The organism is Pararobbsia silviterrae (assembly GCF_003628125.1).
Lineage (GTDB): Bacteria > Pseudomonadota > Gammaproteobacteria > Burkholderiales > Burkholderiaceae > Pararobbsia > Pararobbsia silviterrae.
Genome location: NZ_RBZU01000001.1, coordinates 883,292 through 901,238 on the forward strand (window position 1 = coordinate 883,292; position 17,947 = coordinate 901,238).

Here is a 17,947-nt window from a genome sequence, read left to right on the forward strand (position 1 = left end):
GCACGTACGCCCATCGATGACCGGCACCGATCGATCGTTTGAGACGGACTACGCCGCACCGACGCGGGACGTCGGGAAGATCCGACGCGCGTTGCGCGTCGTGCTCGTGCTGATCGTCGTGCTCCCGCTCGCGTATCTCGCGATCTACGGCCGCGTGGATCTGCATCGCCGGCAAGTGCAGGCCAACGAAAGCATCGACCGGATCGCGCGCGTCGCCCAGGAGCACGCGATCAAGGTCGTCGACATGGACGCCGAACTCCAGTCGCGCGTGATCGACGGACTCAGCGCGCGCACGGCCGCCGATATCTCGCGCGATCAGCGGCAACTCTACAACTGGCTTTCGCGTTTGACCGAGGGGTACCCGGAGATCTCGGCGCTGTCGATCTTCGACAGCTCGGGCTCGCTGCTCGCGTCGAGCCGTGAATACCCGGTGCCGCCGGTCAATATCAGCGGGCGCGAGGACTTTATCGGCGCGCGCGGGGTCTGGCCGTCGAAGTACTTTTCATTGCCTTTGCGCGGCGTCGTCAGCGGCTCCGAGGTGTTCGTCGCGGCCATCGCGCGGCTCGACGCGCAGCAGACCTTTCGCGGTGTCGTGACGGTCGCGCTCAAGCGCAGTTATTTCGTCGACTACTATCGCGACCTCATCGGCGCGAATCGCGCGTTGTCCCTCAGCTTCTACCGGCGCGACGGCGCGCTGATCGCGCGCTATCCGCCGGTCCCGTTCGATGCGCCCCAGCAGCCGCTCGACCCCGAGTTCGCCCAGGCGCTGCGAGAGGAAACGCTCTCGGGCATGATCCACACGGCCGCGCACGACGGCCAGCCCGATCGCGTCGTCGCGTTCCGGCGCATCAACGACGCGCCGCTCTATGTCGCGGCCGCCGTCGACGAGCGCTCGATCGTGCGGGCCTGGCTCGGATCGATGGCGATCGTCACGCTCGCGACGCTGCTGCCGTGCGGTCTCGCGTTCGTGCTCATCGTCTACGCGCTGCGCTGGATCGCCGACGACGCGGGCGCATGGGAGCGCTGGCGTGTCGGTCACGATCAACGCGTCACGGCCGATCGCCTGACCGCGCAAGAGCGCCGCATGGAAGGCTTCGGCAACCTCGCGGCGACGATCGCGCACGACTTCAACAATATGCTGATGGTCGTGTCGTCGAATCTCGATGTCGCGCGCAAGAAGCATTACTTCGGCATCGATCTCGAAGTCGATTCGATCGAGCGCGCGATCGGCGCGGGGCAGGCCATCACGCGACGCCTGCTCGGCATCGCGGGCAAGCAGCCGATGAATCGCGAGAACATCGCGCTGCCCGAATGGTTCCGGCAAACGGATGCGCTGATCCAGACCGCGGCCGGCCCCGGCACGCGCGTGATCTACGACGTGCGCGACGATACGTGGCCCGTGTTCGTCGATGCGCACGAGCTCGAACTCGCCGTCGTCAATATCGCGGTCAATGCGCGCGATGCGATGTCGGGCCGCGGACAGTTGCGGATCGCGACGCGCAATGTCCGTCTGCCCGACGGCCAGCACGAACTCGCGCCGGGACGCTACGTCGTGCTGTCGATCTCCGACAACGGCCGCGGCATGACGCCCGAGGTGCTCGAACGCGCGCTCGAACCGATGTTCTCGACGAAACCCGCGGGGACCGGCGCGGGACTCGGTCTCGCGCATGTGCTCGCGTTCTGCCGGCACTCGGGCGGCACGGTCCGGCTTGAAAGTTCCGAGGGGATCGGCACGGCGGTGCGCGTTTATTTGCCGGGCTCGACGGGCGCGGTGCCGACCGTCGAGGAGCCCATCGTCGAAGTCGCTCAGGCGCCGGGTACGGAAAGCCACCCGCGCATCCTGATCCTCGAGGACAACTTCGAGGTCGCGGCGGGCATGGAGGCCGTGCTCGATCTCATGGACTGCGACGTCACGCACGCGAAGAACGCGGACGACGCGTTGCGGCTGCTCGATACGGGCGCCTCGTTCGATCTGATCCTGTCGGACATTCATATGCCGGGCAGCATGAACGGCATCGACTTCGCCGAACATATCCGCCGCGACATGCCCTTGCAGCGCATCGTGCTGATGACGGGATATGCGCACGAACTCGATCGCGCGAGCGAACGGTTCGACGTGCTCGCGAAGCCGTTCGATCTCAACGTGCTCGGCGCGATCGTCAAGGACCTGCGCGCGCACGCGGTCTGAGACGTCAGAACATGTAGCCGACGTAGAGCTGTTCGAAATTGATGCCGGGGTTCGGGCGCTTGATGCTCGCGTTCGACAGGTGCTCGAACCGGTAGCCGAGTTCGTATTGACCCTTGCCGCCGAACTTGAGGCCGACGCCGACCATGTCGGCGAACTGGAACGCCGTGCTGATGTCGTAGGCCTCGTTCAAGTGCACGCCGCTCAGCAGCCGCACGCCGACGCCGGCTTCGAAGAACGGACGGATCGGGCCACCGTCCTTGCCGATCCGGAATACGGGGGTCACGCCGAAGGCGGCGACCGTGCGGGGATCGACGCCTTCGGTGTTGCGGATCTGGGCCGCATGGAACTCGCCGAGCAGCGAAAAGCTCCAGTCGCCCATCTGCCACCAGTGAAGATTTGGATCCCAGACGACGGCGGCGTCGAGCGTGGTCGTATGGTGATTCGCGACGCCGCCCGCGAACGTCACGCCGAGATCGGCGTGCGCAAGCGGAGAGAACGCGGCGCCGGCCACGCTCAGCACGGCCGCGACCCGCGAAGATCGTGTTGCCTTTTGCATCGATGTACCCGAGTTGGGCGTTCGCCCGACACGAACGCGATCTGCATGTCGTCGGTCGGGCGCATGCGTTCGCGACGCCATGCGTTCGGACCGCTGGGGCAGACTATGCCAGCGTCGGCCGCGTTACGCAGCGCATTCATGATGTGCATGGATTGCCATGCATTTCACGGGCTGTGCGGAGCAATGCGCGTACCTGGCGGCGCGCATCGGCAAACGCAATCGGGAGAGTTACAGACCCGGATCCGGGGCAAGCGGCGTGCTTCGCTTCAGCGGCCGCCGCCCGACGGACTCCACGGCGCGAGCGCGCCGTCGTATGGCTTGCGCAGCGGGGCTGCGTACTCGCCGCGCTTGGCGGTGGCCAACTTCAGCGAAACGAGCGCTTCGGCCCATTTGACGGCCGCGGTCACGCCTTCGACGACGGGTGCGCCGATCGCGTCTTCAATCGCGTGACACAGATCGACCATGCCCGCGCAGCCGAGCACGATCGCTTCGGCGCCGTCTTCGTCGAGCGCGCGGCGGCATTCGTCGATGATCAGGCGCCGCGCGTCCGAGCCGGGCTGGTCGAGATCGAGCACCGCGATATCGGTCGCGCGCACGTTCTTGCAGAAGCGCTTCATGCCGTATCGCTCGGCCAGATGCCAGGCCATGCCGCACGTGCGCGCGAGCGTCGTGACGACCGCGAAGCTCGGCGCGATGACGCTTGCCGCATGCATCGCGGCCTCGGCGATGCCGATGACGGGCCCGCGTGCGCATTCGCGCGCCGCATAGAGGCCCGGGTCGCCGAAGCATGCGATCACATAGGCGTCGCACGCGTCGCGTTCGCCGGCCGCGATTTCGGCGAGCAATCCGGGCAGCGCGAGCGATTCGTCGTACCAGCCCTCGATCGATGGCGGGCCGTCGCGCGGGCTCACCGCGTCGATCTGCGTGCCGGGCGCGGCGACGGCGCGCGCGCAAGCCCCCATGACCTCGGTCATGCGGACCGTCGTGTTCGGATTGATCAGTCGGATTTTCATCGCGCACCGGTAAAGGGGCCGGACGGCCGCCGGCAACGCGATGATCGTAGAGGCGTCAAAAAGATTCGTGTTGCGCGGCGTGACGCCGCCGTGCGCGCGCCGTACCGCCCGGACTTACGAGCGTCGCCGGCTCTTGTGGATGACCATCCAGCGCGGCACCTTGAATCGCACGATGCTCATATAGAGCCAGACATACGAGACGATGAACACGACGACGAAGATGAACAGATGCAGCGTGTGCCGCCAGAACAGCGTCGCGGGCACGACGGCGACCATGCAGAGCAGCCACAGATACGGCGAGGTCAGCGAGTTGCGGCGCGTGATTTCGCGCGCGGCGTGCGAGCCGACCGCCCACCGCATGAGGCGCTTGTAGACGAGCATATGCAGATGCACGCCGTCGGGCACGCCCGGCGAGATGCCGCGGATGAACTTCTTCCGGTAGATCGAGAAGCAGGTCTCGAAGATCGGATACATGAACAGCAGCACGGGGTACCACGCGGACACGCCGGGGTTGCGCATGACGAGCAGGATCGCGAGTTCGCCGAGCATGAAGCCGACGAAATACGCACCGCCGTCGCCGAGAAAGATCAGCCCCGCGGGGAAGTTCCAGATGAAGAAGCCGAGGATCGCGCCCATCATGATCAGCGAGCCCGACAGCACGACGGGATCGCTGACCTGGAACGCGACGTACGCGAGCGAGGCGAACATCATCATCGCGACCATCGATGCGAGACCGTTGAAGCCGTCGATGATGTTGACCGCGTTCGCGAGCGCGGCGACCGCGAACACCGTGATCACGCACGAAATCAAGGGGATCGAGAGCGCCGCGTCGAACCACGGCACGCTGATGCGCGTGACCGCCGCGCCGACGACCCAGTAAGTCGCAAGCGCCGCGGCCATCGTGCAGACGAGCCGCGCGAGCGGCGTCACGCGCTTGGTCAGGTCCTCGGCCATGCCGGACAGAAACGCGGGCATGCCGCACAAGGTCACGAGAAAGATGCCGGCCGAGACGTGCGGATAACTGATCATGAGCTCGGCGCTCGACACGATCAGCCCGCAGAGAATGCCGACGCCGCCGATGCGCGGCACGGGCTTGGCGTGAAATTTCTGCACGCCGCCGAGATCGGTATCCGACGACAGATGTTCGTGCAGGTGGTCGTAGTGCACGATCAGCAGGGTGACGAGCAGCGAGGCGATAAAGGCGATGGCGAAGCTCAGCATGACGGCGCTTTGGCGAGGGATGGCGGATTATAGCGGCCCGCGCGTGCGCCATCGCACGGACGCGCGCGGTGCGCCGCCGTACGCGTCGCCAACCGCCAACCGCCAACCGCCAACCGCCAACCGCCAACCGCCAACCGCCGTCCGACCGCTTACGCCTCGGCCGGATACCCGTCGGGGTTCGTCGACTGCCACCGCCACTGGTCGACGCACATGCGTTCGAGGCCGAACGCGGCGCGCCAGCCGAGTTCGCGCTCGGCCGCGTCGGGATTCGCATAGCACGACGCGATATCGCCGGGCCGGCGATCGACGATCTCGTAAGGAATCGGCCGTCCGCTCGCGGCCTCGAATGCGCGGATCGCGTCGAGCACGCTGTAGCCGTTGCCTGTACCGAGATTGACCGTCACGCTGCGATCCTGCTCGAACAGCGCGTCGAGCGCCGCGAGATGGCCGCGCGCGAGATCGACGACGTGGATGAAGTCGCGCACGCCCGTGCCGTCCGGCGTGTCGTAGTCGCCGCCGAACACGCGCAATTTGGGCAGCTTGCCGACCGCGACCTGCGCGACGTAGGGCATCAGGTTGTTCGGAATGCCGTTCGGGTCCTCACCGATCAGACCGCTCTCGTGCGCGCCGACCGGATTGAAGTACCGCAGCGTCGCCACGCGCCAATCGGGCGAGGCGCGCACGAGATCGCGCAGGATCTGTTCGGCGATGAGTTTCGACTGCCCGTAGGGATTGGTCGCCGACAACGGAAACGTCTCGTCGATCGGCACCGCGTGCGGATTGCCGTAGACCGTCGCCGACGAACTGAACACGAAGTGCCGCGCGCCGCGCGCGCGCATCGTGTCGAGCACGACGAGCAGGCTGTCGAGATTGTTGCGGTAATACTCGAGCGGCTTCTGCACGGATTCGCCGACGGCCTTGAGCGCGGCGAAATGGATGGCCGCGTCGATCGGATGCGCGTCGAACACACGGCCCATCGCGACGGGATCGCATGCGTCGACCGCGTGGAGCGCGACCGTGCGTCCCGCGATCCGCTCGATGCGCCGCACGGCTTCGGGCTTGCTGTTCACGAAGTTGTCGACGATCACGACGTCATAGCCCGCGCCGAGCAGTTCGACGCTCGTATGCGAGCCGATGAAGCCCGCGCCGCCCGTCACCAGAATCGTTTTGTTCGTGCGTGTCATTCGCTGTTCCCGTTGCTGTTCCCGTTCGCGCCCTGCGAGTCGACGCGCTGGCCTGTCAGCGCGCTCAAGGTCTTCAAATACCGGTCGACGACATGACGCTCGTCGAATTCCGCCTCCATCTTCGCGCGTCCGCGTTCGCCGAGCGAGCGGCGCGCGCGCGCATCCATCTCGATCATCGCGGCGAGCTTCGCGGTCAGATCGCCCGCGTCGCGCGCTTCGCAGAGCAGCCCCGTCACGCCGTCGTCGACGACTTCACGGCACCCGGGCACATCGGTCGCGACGATCGGCTTGGCCATCGCCGACGCTTCGAGCAAGGTCCGCGGCACGCCTTCGCGATACGACGGCAGCACGACGCAGTCGGCCTGCGCGATATACGGCCGCACGTCATGCGCTTCGCCGAGGTACTCGACATGGCCCGCGCCGACCCATGCATCGATCTCGGCCTGCGAGATCGCGCTCGGATTGGCCACGCCGACCGGGCCGAGCAGCTTGAAGCGCGCGTGCGGATAGCGTGCGCGCAGCGTCTTCGCGGCCTCGACGTACTCGCCGACACCCTTGTCCCAGAGCAAACGCCCGATCAGGATGAAGTCGACAGTGTGCTTCGATGCGCGGGCCGTGTCCGTGGGGTCGGGCGCATACATCGCGAGATCGATCCCTTCGCCGTTGAGCAGGCGCGCGCGATCGGGGTGCGCGAGCAGCGCTTCGCCGCGAAACGCGTCGAGATCGTCGCGATTCAGGAACCAGACCTCGCGCGGAAACCGGAACGCGAAACGGTACAGCGCGCGCGCGACGCGCGCGGCTGTGCTGTCCTGGATGAACACATAGCCGAGTCCCGTCGTGACCGCGATCGACTTCACGCGCGCGAGCGCCGCCGCAATCGATCCATAGATGTTCGGCTTGATCGTGTAGTGGAACACGAGATCGGGCCGCAGCGTCCGGTAGTGTCGCCGCAGCGTGCCGAGCAGCGCGAGGTCCTCGATCGGATTGGTCCCCTTGGACGCGACGCGCAGATCGATGCACCGCACGCCGATCTGTTCGAGCAGCGCGAACGTGCGGTCCTTCGGCGCGATCACGGTCACGATGATGCCGCGTTCGCGCAGCGCGTTGAGCGTGCCGTGACGGTAGTTGTAGATCGACCACGCCGTGTTCGACACCAGACAGACGTGCAGCGGGGATTCGGTCTTCATGATGCGAGGGATCTCATTGCGTGCGCAGCCGGCGCGTGTTCAGTGTTCGTTGGACGCTCGATGGGCGGGCTCGACGGGCTTACTCGATCGGCATGCTCAATCGGTGTGCTCAATCGGTATGCTCATTCGGCGCGTGCCGCGCCGCGCAACACGCGGCGCTTGAGCGCACCGAGCCACGTATGCGGTACGACGAAGTGCAGCAGGTTTTTCGCGAGTCCGATCCAGTCGTACGGATTCGCGGGGTTGAAATAGCGGCATTGGAGCGCGAGCGTCGAACGGATCTGCGTGCGCCGTTTCGTCGCGCTGATGCCGCCGGGGTTGAGCTCGTAGTAGACGCCGGTTTGCGGCAGGTTCGCGCATGCGCCGGTCCGCATGATGCGCAGGAACAGGTCGAGGTCCTCGGCCGCGCGGTAGCGCGCGCGATAGTTGCCGGCGTCGACGACGGCCTGCGTGCGCAGCATCATCGACGAATGCACGAAGCACGAACGCGCAAAGCGCACGCGCCGGATCCGCGCGGGATCGGTCGGCACGTCGAGCTTGAACAGGAACGTGCCGTCGGGCGTCACGACGTCGGCGCGCATGCCGAGCGCGCCGACGTCCGGGTGCGCGTCGAGCCAGTCGCGTTGCATGACGAGCCGGTTCGGCACCGCGAGATCGCCGGCATCGATGCGCGCGATATAGCGCACGCCGCGTGCCGCCAAAACCTCGACGCCTGCCGCCAACGCGCGTTCGATCCCGCCGTTCGGCGTTAGCCTCAGCACATCGATGCGCAGGCCCGGCATCGCGGGCGCCACGACGGGCGGCGTGCTGCCGTCGTCGACGACGAGCACGTGCACCGTCGCCGGCTCCTTGAACGACGCGAGCGTGCGTTCGAGATCCGCCTGGCAGTTGTAGGCGGGCAGCAGCACGGCGACATCGTCGAGCGTGGGGGCGATGGCGGCGTTCATGTCGGTGCGAGGCGAAAGCGAATGTAGTAGAGATCGACCGCGATCGCGACGACGTAGCCGGCCGCGAGGCCCATGAGCGCGCCGTGCCCGCCGAAGCGCGAAATCGTGACGAGGTTCGTGGCGAAGGCCGCCGCGAGCGCGCAGAGCCACTTCGTGAGCAGGACGTAGCGCGCCTGGTATTTGAGCACGACGAGATTCGCGATGGCCTCGACGCCGGCCGGCAGCGACAGCCAGACGGCCCAGCGGAAGATGTCGGCCGCGCCGTCGAATCCCGGGCCGAACACGGTCCGGATGATGAGGCCGCCGAGCGCGTCGAGCGTGAGCGCGCCCACGATCATGAGCGCCGCGGTCATCGCGAGCAGGCGAACCATATTGCGCAGCAGGCGCGCCGTGTCGTGCACGCGATAGACGAACGCGGGCCCGAGCGTTTGCGCGAGCATCAACGCGAGCGTGATCCAGTTTTCATTGAGTTGCTGGGCCGCCGAATAGCGGCCGAGATCGGCATAACTGACGACGCGCTCGAGCATGAGCCGGTCGAGTTTAAGGAACAGATACATGCAGATGAGCCCGAGCCAGAACACCGAACCCGCCGACACGAAATGCCGGAACAGGCGCGTGTCGAGATGCCAGCCGAGCCGGCCGCCATGCTGCCGCGCGTAGTAGGCCACGAGCGCCGCGGCGATCGCGGCCGACTCGAGCGCCCAGAGCCAGCCCAGATGCGCGGGCGCGAACGCGAGCCGCACGAAGAGCACGACGAGTCCCATCTTCGCGAGCGCGGCGACGATCGCCGCGATCAGCGCGGGCTTGCTGTGCGTGCGGCTCTGGAGCCACGTGCCGATCACGCCGAACGGTTCGCGAAAGAGCATCGTCATCGCGAGGCCCGCGAGCATCGCGGCCACGACGGCGTCGATCTGTCCCGTGTGCGCGCCGATGCCGAGCACGAGCCACGTCACGAGCATCGCGGCGAGCGAGATGCCGAAGCGCAGCGCGAACGCGCTGCCGAGAATCGTGCCGAGGCGCTCGGGCGGCTCGTGCACGATCGTGGGCACGAGAATCTCGGCGCCGCACACCCATGTGATCGGCACGAGCACGAGCAGCAGCGTATTCGCGTACTGCCATTTGCCGAACACATCGGGTCCGATATGACGCGCGAGCACGCCGCTGATCACGATCGCGACCACGATCTGCGTCACGCGTTCGCAGCCGAGCCAGACGAGGTTGCCGATCGCGCGCGAGACGTCTTCGCTGATCTTTGGCACCACCTTAGGGATTACAATAGCCGCACCTTTGATTGCCCGAGATCGGCGGATCTGCTTGCGGGGCGGGTGTCCCCGAGCAGGCACAAAAGCTGCGATTATAAGCGGCGACCGGCGTGCCCCTCCTCTGTTGACCTGTCTTCTGTCTCCGTCCGCTTGTGTACTTTTCAGACTCCATGACAATGATCTCTCAATCGATTTTCAAGGCTTACGACATCCGCGGCGTGATCGGCAAGACGCTCGACGCGAACGTCGCGCGGCTGCTGGGCCGCGCATACGGCACCGAAGTGCGCGCGCAGGGCGGCGACGCGGTCGTGATCGCGCGCGACGGGCGTCTTTCGGGACCCGAATTGTCGAAGGCGCTGGCCGAAGGCCTGCAGGCGAGCGGCGTCGATGTCGTCGATATCGGCATGGTGCCGACGCCGGTCGGCTATTTCGCGGCAAGCGTACCGCTCGCCGGGCTCGGCGGCCGCCGCGTCGATTCATGCATCGTGATCACGGGCAGCCACAATCCGCCCGACTACAACGGTTTCAAGATGGTGCTGCGCGGCGCGGCGATCTACGGCGAGCAGATTCAGGCGCTCTACAAGCGCATCGTCGCCGAGGACTTCGCGACGGGCGCGGGCACGTATCAGACCTACGACGTCGCCGACACCTACCTTGAACGCATCGTGTCGGACATCAAGCCCGCGCGGCCGCTCAAGATCGTCGTCGATTGCGGCAACGGCGTCGCGGGCGAACTCGCGCCGAAGCTGTTCCGCGCGCTCGGCTGCGAGATCGTCGAGCTGTTCTGCGAGATCGACGGCCATTTCCCGAATCACCATCCGGACCCCGCGCATCCCGAGAATCTGCAGGACGTGATCCGCGCGCTCCGGGAGACCGACGCCGAGATCGGCTTTGCGTTCGACGGCGACGGCGATCGCCTCGGCGTCGTGACGAAGGACGGACAGATCATCTATCCGGACCGCCAGCTCATGCTGTTCGCCGAAGAGGTGCTGTCGCGCAATGCGGGCGCGCAGATCATCTACGACGTCAAATGCACGCGCAATCTCGCGCGCTGGGTCCGCGCGAAGGGCGGCGAGCCGCTGATGTGGAAGACCGGACACTCGCTCGTCAAGGCCAAGCTCCGCGAAACCGGCGCGCCGCTCGCGGGCGAAATGAGCGGCCACGTGTTCTTCAAGGACCGCTGGTACGGCTTCGACGACGGTCTGTACACGGGCGCGCGGCTGCTTGAGATCCTCTCGCGCGTGGCGGACCCGAGCAAGCTGCTCAACGATCTGCCGAACTCGGTGTCGACGCCCGAACTCCAGCTCAAGCTCGCCGAGGGCGAGAACTTCGCGCTGATCGGCGAACTCCAGAAGACCGCGCGCTTCGAGGGCGCCGACGACGTCGTGACGATCGACGGCCTGCGCGTCGAGTACCCCGACGGCTTCGGCCTCGCGCGCTCGTCGAACACGACGCCCGTCGTCGTGTTCCGTTTCGAGGCCGACAGCGATGCGGCGCTCGACCGGATCCAGAACGACTTCCGGCGCGTGTTTCTCGCGGCGAAAGCCGACGCCCAGTTGCCGTTCTGACCGAGTTTCGCTAGATTGACGCGCCCGCGGTCGTTTGCCGCGGGCGCGATTTTTTTTGCGCGTGCGCACAGCACGGATCCACCGACGCCCGCCGCCCTATGTCTGAACCGTCCGCTACGTCTGCTACGTCCGCCATGTCCGAGCACGGCCGCGGGCGCAAGATCCTGATCGTCAAGGTGTCGTCGCTCGGCGACGTCGTGCATACGACGCCCGTCGTCGCCGACATCCTCGCGCATGCGCCCGACGCGGAAATCGACTGGCTCGTCGAGGACGGCTTCATCGATCTCGTGCGGATCGTGCGCGGCGTGCGGCGCGCGATTCCGTACTCGCTGCGGCGCTGGCGCAAGCACCTCGGCAGCGCGCAGACCTGGCGCGAGATCCGGCGCTTCCGGCGCGAACTCGTCGCCGAGCGCTACGACACGGTCATCGACTTCCAGGGCCTGATCAAGACGGCCTGGACCGCGAGCTGGGCGCGCGGTCCCGTGACGGGACTCGCGAACCGGACCGACGGCGCGGGCTTCGAATGGCCCGTGCGCTTCTTCTACGACACACGTGTGCCGATCGAGCCGCGCACGCACGTCGTCGACCGCTCGCGCCAGCTCGCGGCGGAGGCGCTCGGGTACGCGCGGCCCGCGCCGCTGTCGGCGGATCTCGATTTCGGCCTCGATCCGAGCGCCGCGGCCGCCGCGCTCGCGGCCTACGACCTCAATCTGCCGTTGCCCTATGTCGTGTTCGCGCACGCGACCTCGCGCGCCGACAAGCAATGGGACGAGGCGAACTGGATTCGGCTCGGACAGGCGCTCGTGCGGCACGGCGCCTCGCTCGTGCTGCCATGGGGCAGCGACGGCGAACGCGCCACGAGCGAGCGCATCGCGCGCGAGTTCGGCGCGGCGGCGCTCGTGCCGCCGCGGCTCTCGCTGCCGGCCGTGACGGGGCTGCTCGCGGGGGCGGCGGCCGTCGTCGGCGTCGATACGGGCGTGATCCATATCGCGGCCGCGCTCAAGGTGCCGACCGTCGAGTTGTACAATTTCGAAACCTCGTGGCGCACCGGCGGGTACTGGTCGCCACAGATCGTCAATCTGGGCGGTCGCGCGTCGCCGACGCTCGATCAAGTCATGCAGACGCTCGCATCGTTCGGGCTGCTGTAAGACGCGCTTCGCGCCGCCCGTTGGTTCGGAATTCCATGAGCGATTCACAGATCATTGAAGTGCGTGGCAGCGACTGGCGCGCGGAAGCGCTCGACGTGCCGCGCGAGACGCTGCGCGCCGGGCTCGAACGCGGCAAGGTCTTGTTTTTTCCGTCGCTCGCGTTCGAGGTGTCCGCCGACGAGCGGCGTCTGTTCGATCCGTCGATCGCCGATCCGAAGCGCAAGAACATCAGTCTCGCACCGCGCGGCGGCGCGCTCGTCGGCGTCGTGGGCGACGAAGCCACGCAGACGGCCGTGCGCGCGATGGTCGCGCGGTTCCAGCGCCAGGCGCACGAACTCGTCGACCGCCTGCTGCCCGAGTATCGGGGCAAGATGCGCAGCGCGCCGACGAGTCTGCGGCTCCATCAGGTCGAAACGCGTCATAGTTCGTGGCGCAAGGACGATAGCCGGCTTCATATCGATGCGTTTCCGTCGCGGCCCAATCGCGGCGAACGCATCCTGCGCGTGTTCGTCAACGTGAACCCGACGGGCGCGCCGCGCGTGTGGCGCGTCGGCGAACCCTTCGAGACGGTCGCGCGCCGCTTCGTGCCCGCGATCAAGCCCGCGCTGCCGGGCTCGGCATGGCTGCTCGAAACGCTGGGCATCACGAAGTCGCGGCGTACCGAGTACGACCATCTGATGCTCCATCTGCACGATGCGATGAAGGCCGATCTCGACTACCAGCGCGACGCGGCCCAGCAGACGATGCCGTTTCCGGCGGGCAGCACGTGGGTCTGTTTCTCCGATCAGACCTCGCATGCGGTCATGTCGGGCCAGTTCATGATGGAGCAGACGCTGTTCCTCGCCGCGCGCGATATGGTCGAACCCGATTGCGCGCCGCTCGCCGTGCTCGAACGCGTGAAGGGTCACGCGCTCGTCTGAGACGCGTTGTGCCCGCGCTGCGCGCGGCATGAGATGATCCGCGCGTTGCGTGCCTCGTGCGCGTTGTCCGTGCCGCCGATGCGTTAGCGATGCGACGCCTAGGCGCCGCGCGCGCGGCCGCTCCCCTCCAACACGACGACTGCTTCACGGATGCTCAGATTCATCTATCGCGCACTATGGCTTCTGATCGCGCCCATCGCGGTCGTACGGCTGTTCGTGCGCTCGCGCAAGGAACGCGGCTATCGCGAACATATCGGCGAACGATTCGGTTCGGTCGCGGGACGCGCGGCCGACGATCCGACACGCTTGATCTGGCTCCATGCCGTCTCCGTCGGCGAGACGCGCGCGGCGCAGCCGCTCGTCGAAGCGCTGCTCGCCGCGCATCCCGATGCGCGTCTGCTCATCACGCATATGACGCCGGGCGGGCGCGCGGCGAGCGAATCGTTGTTCGGCGACCGCGTGCTGCGCGGCTATCTTCCCTACGATTTTCCGTGGGCCGTGCGCCGTTTCCTGCGCGCGTGGCGGCCGACGCTCGGCATCGTCATGGAGACCGAGGTCTGGCCGACGCTCATCGACGAATGCCGGCGCGGCGGCGTGCCGCTCGTGCTCGTGAACGCGCGGATGTCGCAGCGTTCGTTCCGGCGCGCCGACCGCTTCGGCCGCGCGGCGCGCGAGGTGTTCGGCGGTTTCACGCGCGTGCTCGCGCAGAGTCCGTCGGATGCCGAACGATTGAGCGCGCTTGGCGCGCGCGAGGTCGCCGTGCTTGGCAATCTGAAGTTCGACATGACGGCATCCGACGCGCTGATCGCGCGCGGACAGGCGTGGCGCGCCGCATTCGATCGCGCGCATGTCTGGGTTGCCGCAAGCACGCGCGACGGCGAAGAAGCCCTGTTGCTCGACGCCGCGCGCCGCATGGCGAACGACGACCGGCTGCTCGTGCTCGTGCCGCGTCATCCGCAACGCTTCGGCGACGTCGCGAATCTGCTTGAACGCGAGGGCTGGCGTTATGTGCGGCGCTCGCAATGGGACGCCTCGAAGCCGCTCGACGCCGCATCGCCCGACGGCCGGCGCGTGCAGGTGCTGCTCGGCGATTCGATGGGCGAGTTGCCCGCGTACTACGCGGCGGCCGACGCGGCGTTTATCGGCGGAAGCCTGTTGCCGCTCGGCGGGCAGAACCTTATCGAGGCGTGCGCGGTCGGCACGCCGGTGCTGTTCGGGCCGCATATGTTCAATTTCACGCAGGCGAGCGCCGATGCGCTGGCCGCGGGCGCGGCGATCCAGGTCGCCGATGCGGCGGGTCTTGCCGAGGCGCTCGATCGTTTGTTCGCCGACGCGTCGCGCCAGGCCATGATGCGCGGCGCCGCGAGCGCGTTCGCGGCGCGTCACCGCGGCGCGACGCAAAGAACCGTGGCCGTGCTCGATCCGTATCTGCGATAGGCGTGCGGCGCTCGGCGGCTTCTTTCGTATCGGAGACCGCCTTGCAGCGACCTTCATTCAACCGCCGTCATTCAGCAATCCTTCAGGGTGCCGACGTAGCGGCAGGCGCTTAACGGATCGTGACCTTCGGCGCGTCGTGCGGGAATTCGTAGTGGATCCGCATGACGATGTCCTGCGGGTAGTTGCCGAATTTGCGGCCGAACAGATTGAGCCCGCCGCGATGGCGCGCGTCGGGCTTGATGCCGAGCTTGACCTTCACGTGATTCGCGTCCGCGAGCGCGAGCGCATCGATCGTCGTCGCCGAGAGTTCGACGCCGTCGATCATCGCGCCCTCGGGCGTCACGCGCCAGCGCTTGAGCATGCCCGAGGTCGTCTGGTCCGTGTGCCACCAAGCGGGCGTCAGCAGGCCCGGCGTGCCGCCGAAATCGCCGGGCGACGTCCACGTGCCGATCTCGCGATCGTTGATCCAGAGCGTGATGTCCGACGGCCAGTTCGGATCGTACTGCGGCGCTTCCGAACAGATCTCCATCGAGAGTTCGAGCGAGCGCGCGAGCGCGCCATAGGGCAGGTTGTTCGGAAACGCGTACTCGACATAGCCTTCGCGGAACCAGAGCATCTGAGCATAGACGTGCTCGGGTTCGAAGAACGAGCGCGGGTCGTCGAGCATGCCGATGATCTTCGATTCGGACGCGAGCCCGCACGTCGGCGTCGCTTCGAGATACCGATAGCTGCCGATCGGCATCGTGACCACGACGACCTGGTCCGCCTCGCTCGCGACGGCCGCGCCCGGCAGCCGGATATGGACTTCGTCGTAGGCCTTCGCGCAGAGCTTCTGCGAGCCGCGCGTGCCGGGCTCGAATTCGAACGTCACGAGCCCCGCGGCCTGCAGCTGGTTCAGATTGAAGCCGATCGTCGAGTGCGGCTGATTCATGATCTCCGCAAGCTCGGAGACGTTCATCACGTTGTGGGTCAGCAGGCTCAGGATCGTCTGGCGTGTTTCGGACGCCAGAGCCTTGACGACCGGCAACGCGGCTTCTCCTTCGACGACTAGTACCCGGCTACCTGAAACCGGCGCCATTGCGTTTCCCCTCGCTCGAATCGGGCGGACGCCGCGCGTCGCGCGCCCCCGAGCGGGTGCGGACGACGTGCGGCATCGACGCCTCACTTTGTCGCAACTTTATTTGAAGTGATCCGTGCGTCGGGTCGATCGATTTCGTCGTGATGCGGGCCGCGCGCGGGTTTTCGGCATTATACCGAGGTCGCGCGAGCTCGATGCGAAGCCGCGCATAGGCGGATCGGCACGGCATCGGTCCGCCGGTGTCGCTTGCCACGCGCGAATCCCACTTTCTGGAACGATCAAGCAGATCTTGGTTTGTCGCAAGTATTATTGTTAGTATCGTGCCCACACATCGGCCGCATGGGCCGACGCATACAACAACATGTCTCGGAGACACAGCGATGGACTATCCGCGTCCGCAGTTGCGGCGTGCCGCATGGACGAACCTCGACGGCGCCTGGCAATTCGCATTCGACAACGACGCCGCGATCGACGAACTCGCGCAGGTCCGCTTCGATCGCACGATCCAGGTGCCGTACGCGCCTGAAGCGCCGAACTCCGGCATCGGCGACACGGATTTCCATCGGCGCGTCTGGTACCGGCGCGCGGTCGATCTCGACGGCGGCGCGCTCGGCGCCGGCGAACGCGTGATCGTGCATTTCGGCGCGGTCGATTACGCGGCGCGCGTCTATGTCGACGGCGCCGAAGTCGGCACGCATCGCGGCGGCCATGTGCCGTTCTCGATCGACGTCACGCGGTGGATCAAGGGCACGCGCTTCGAACTCGCCGTGCGCGCCGACGACGATCCGGCCGATATGCAGAAGCCGCGCGGCAAGCAGGACTGGAAGCGCGATCCGCACTCGATCTGGTATCCGCGCACGACCGGCATCTGGCGCACGGTCTGGCTCGAACGCGTGTCGGCGAGCCGTATCGAGAAGATCAAATGGCAGGCCGATGTCGCGCGCTGGGAGATCCGCGCGGACCTGCGCTTCGTCGACGCGCCGCAGGGCGGCAGCGTACGCGTCAAGTTGTCGAAGGACGGCCGTACGGTCGTCGACGATACCTCGCGTCTCGACGGCGACGAGCTGAGCCGCGTCTACGCGATCGCGTCCGACTTCGGCATCGACGACGGACGCGACGACTGGATGTGGAGCCCCGAGCATCCGCAACTCATCGACGCCGAACTCGAACTCCGCGACGCCGACGGCCGCGTCGTCGATCGCGTCGAAAGCTATACGGCGTTGCGCAGCGTCTGGACCGACGGCGAGCGCTTCATGCTCAACAACCGTCCTTATACGCTGCGCATGGTGCTCGACCAGGGCTACTGGCGCGACGGCCTCATGACGGCCGACTCGGCGCGGCTGCGGCACGATGTCGAAATGATCAAGAAGCTCGGCTTCAATGGCGCGCGCAAGCACCAGAAGGCCGAAGATCCGCGCTGGCTCTACTGGTGCGATGTGCTCGGCCTCGCGGTCTGGGGCGAGATGCCGTCGGCCTACGGCTTCGGCGACCGGACCGTGTCGACGGTCGTCGACGAGTGGCAGCAGCAGCTCGAACGCGATATCTCGCATCCGTGCATCGTCGCGTGGGTGCCGATCAACGAGTCGTGGGGCGTCCCCGATCTGCCGCATTCGCGGCGTCAGGTCGCGCTCGTCAAGGCGCTCTATGAACTCACGCATGCGATCGACGGATCGCGTCCCGTCGTCGGCAACGACGGCTGGGAAATGCCGTGCGGCGATCTCGTGAACATTCACGACTACCACCACGATCCGGCCGTGATCGCCGAGCGCTATGTGACGCGCGACGCGATCGACGCGACGCTCGCGTCGATCCGTCCTTCGCGGCGCCGCTTGCTGACCGACGGTTTCGATCCGGCCGGGCGGCCCGTGCTGCTCACCGAATTCGGCGGCATCGCGTGCATCACCGAAGGCGAGGGCTGGGGCTACTCGATCGCACGCAGCGGCGACGAACTGCTGGCGCGCTATGCGGCGCTGCTCGCCGCGATCCATCAGTGCACGGCGTTGTCGGGCTTTTGCTATACGCAACTGACCGACACGTTTCTCGAGAAAAACGGTCTTTTGACCGAGACCCGCGAACCCAAGGCCGACCTCGTCGGACTGGCGCGGGCGACGCTCGGCGAAGCGGCCGCCGCGCGCCGTGATTTTGTCGCGAATTCGCTCGGTTATAGCGACCGGTGGCTCGCGAAGCCGTCCGCTTGAACACCTGAAAACACAACACGACAGTCGTTCCCTGCCAGGG

14 protein-coding genes are annotated in these 17,947 nt (G+C 66.8%); 6 read left to right on the forward strand and 8 right to left on the reverse strand.

Annotated features, from left to right (window positions below; all coding sequences use genetic code 11):
• Positions 1-16: 16 nt before the first annotated feature.
• Positions 17-2,188: a hybrid sensor histidine kinase/response regulator gene (locus D7S86_RS04020; RefSeq protein ID WP_158601853.1), complete on the forward strand. Its 2,172-nt coding sequence runs from the start codon at positions 17-19 to the stop codon at positions 2,186-2,188.
• A gap of 4 nt (positions 2,189-2,192) precedes the next feature.
• On the opposite strand, the gene D7S86_RS04025 is transcribed toward D7S86_RS04020, so the two are convergent.
• The 7 genes from D7S86_RS04025 to D7S86_RS04060 all read right to left on the reverse strand — a co-directional run bounded on the left by D7S86_RS04025 (position 2,193) and on the right by D7S86_RS04060 (position 9,555).
• Positions 2,193-2,744, reverse strand: coding sequence for an acyloxyacyl hydrolase (locus D7S86_RS04025; protein ID WP_121083631.1), 552 nt, complete (start codon positions 2,742-2,744; stop codon positions 2,193-2,195).
• A 266-nt stretch (positions 2,745-3,010) separates the two neighbouring features.
• The gene (locus D7S86_RS04030) at positions 3,011-3,757 is read right to left on the reverse strand and encodes an aspartate/glutamate racemase family protein (RefSeq protein ID WP_121083633.1); all 747 of its coding nucleotides are present in this window, start codon (positions 3,755-3,757) and stop codon (positions 3,011-3,013) included.
• Between the two features lie 114 nt (positions 3,758-3,871).
• On the reverse strand, positions 3,872-4,978 hold the full coding sequence (locus D7S86_RS04035; protein WP_121083635.1) for an MraY family glycosyltransferase: 1,107 nt from the start codon (positions 4,976-4,978) through the stop codon (positions 3,872-3,874).
• 149 nt (positions 4,979-5,127) lie between these two features.
• A complete protein-coding gene (gene galE, locus D7S86_RS04045) occupies positions 5,128-6,162 on the reverse strand; it encodes a UDP-glucose 4-epimerase GalE (RefSeq protein WP_121083637.1) in 1,035 nt (344 codons plus the stop codon).
• Entirely contained in the window at positions 6,159-7,349 is a 1,191-nt protein-coding gene (locus D7S86_RS04050) for a glycosyltransferase family 4 protein (protein WP_121083639.1), read from the reverse strand. The genes galE and D7S86_RS04050 overlap by 4 nt, the downstream gene beginning before the upstream one ends.
• Before the next feature lie 122 nt (positions 7,350-7,471).
• A complete protein-coding gene (locus tag D7S86_RS04055; RefSeq protein WP_121083641.1) occupies positions 7,472-8,296 on the reverse strand; it encodes a glycosyltransferase in 825 nt (274 codons plus the stop codon).
• On the reverse strand, positions 8,293-9,555 hold the full coding sequence (locus tag D7S86_RS04060) for a lipopolysaccharide biosynthesis protein (protein ID WP_240647976.1): 1,263 nt from the start codon (positions 9,553-9,555) through the stop codon (positions 8,293-8,295). The genes D7S86_RS04055 and D7S86_RS04060 overlap by 4 nt, the downstream gene beginning before the upstream one ends.
• A 179-nt stretch (positions 9,556-9,734) precedes the next feature.
• Here D7S86_RS04060 and D7S86_RS04065 point away from each other — a divergent pair, with 179 nt between their 5' ends.
• From D7S86_RS04065 to waaA, 4 genes are all read left to right on the forward strand, one after another.
• A complete protein-coding gene (locus tag D7S86_RS04065) occupies positions 9,735-11,126 on the forward strand; it encodes a phosphomannomutase/phosphoglucomutase (RefSeq protein WP_121083643.1) in 1,392 nt (463 codons plus the stop codon).
• A gap of 134 nt (positions 11,127-11,260) precedes the next feature.
• Complete coding sequence (gene waaC / locus D7S86_RS04070) at positions 11,261-12,274, forward strand: lipopolysaccharide heptosyltransferase I (protein WP_121083645.1); 1,014 nt, start codon at positions 11,261-11,263, stop codon at positions 12,272-12,274.
• Positions 12,275-12,309: 35 nt separating this feature from the next.
• A complete protein-coding gene (locus D7S86_RS04075; protein WP_121083647.1) occupies positions 12,310-13,194 on the forward strand; it encodes a Kdo hydroxylase KdoO in 885 nt (294 codons plus the stop codon).
• Positions 13,195-13,344: 150 nt separating this feature from the next.
• A complete protein-coding gene (gene waaA, locus D7S86_RS04080; protein WP_121083649.1) occupies positions 13,345-14,631 on the forward strand; it encodes a lipid IV(A) 3-deoxy-D-manno-octulosonic acid transferase in 1,287 nt (428 codons plus the stop codon).
• 109 nt (positions 14,632-14,740) lie between these two features.
• Here the strand turns inward: waaA and D7S86_RS04085 are convergent, their stop codons facing one another.
• Positions 14,741-15,709 (reverse strand): ArsR/SmtB family transcription factor, encoded by a 969-nt coding sequence (locus D7S86_RS04085; protein ID WP_121083651.1) that lies wholly within the window; start codon positions 15,707-15,709, stop codon positions 14,741-14,743.
• 380 nt (positions 15,710-16,089) lie between these two features.
• Between D7S86_RS04085 and D7S86_RS04095 the strand changes: the two genes are divergently transcribed.
• Positions 16,090-17,907: a glycoside hydrolase family 2 protein gene (locus D7S86_RS04095; protein ID WP_121083655.1), complete on the forward strand. Its 1,818-nt coding sequence runs from the start codon at positions 16,090-16,092 to the stop codon at positions 17,905-17,907.
• The last annotated feature ends 40 nt before the right edge of the window (positions 17,908-17,947 follow it).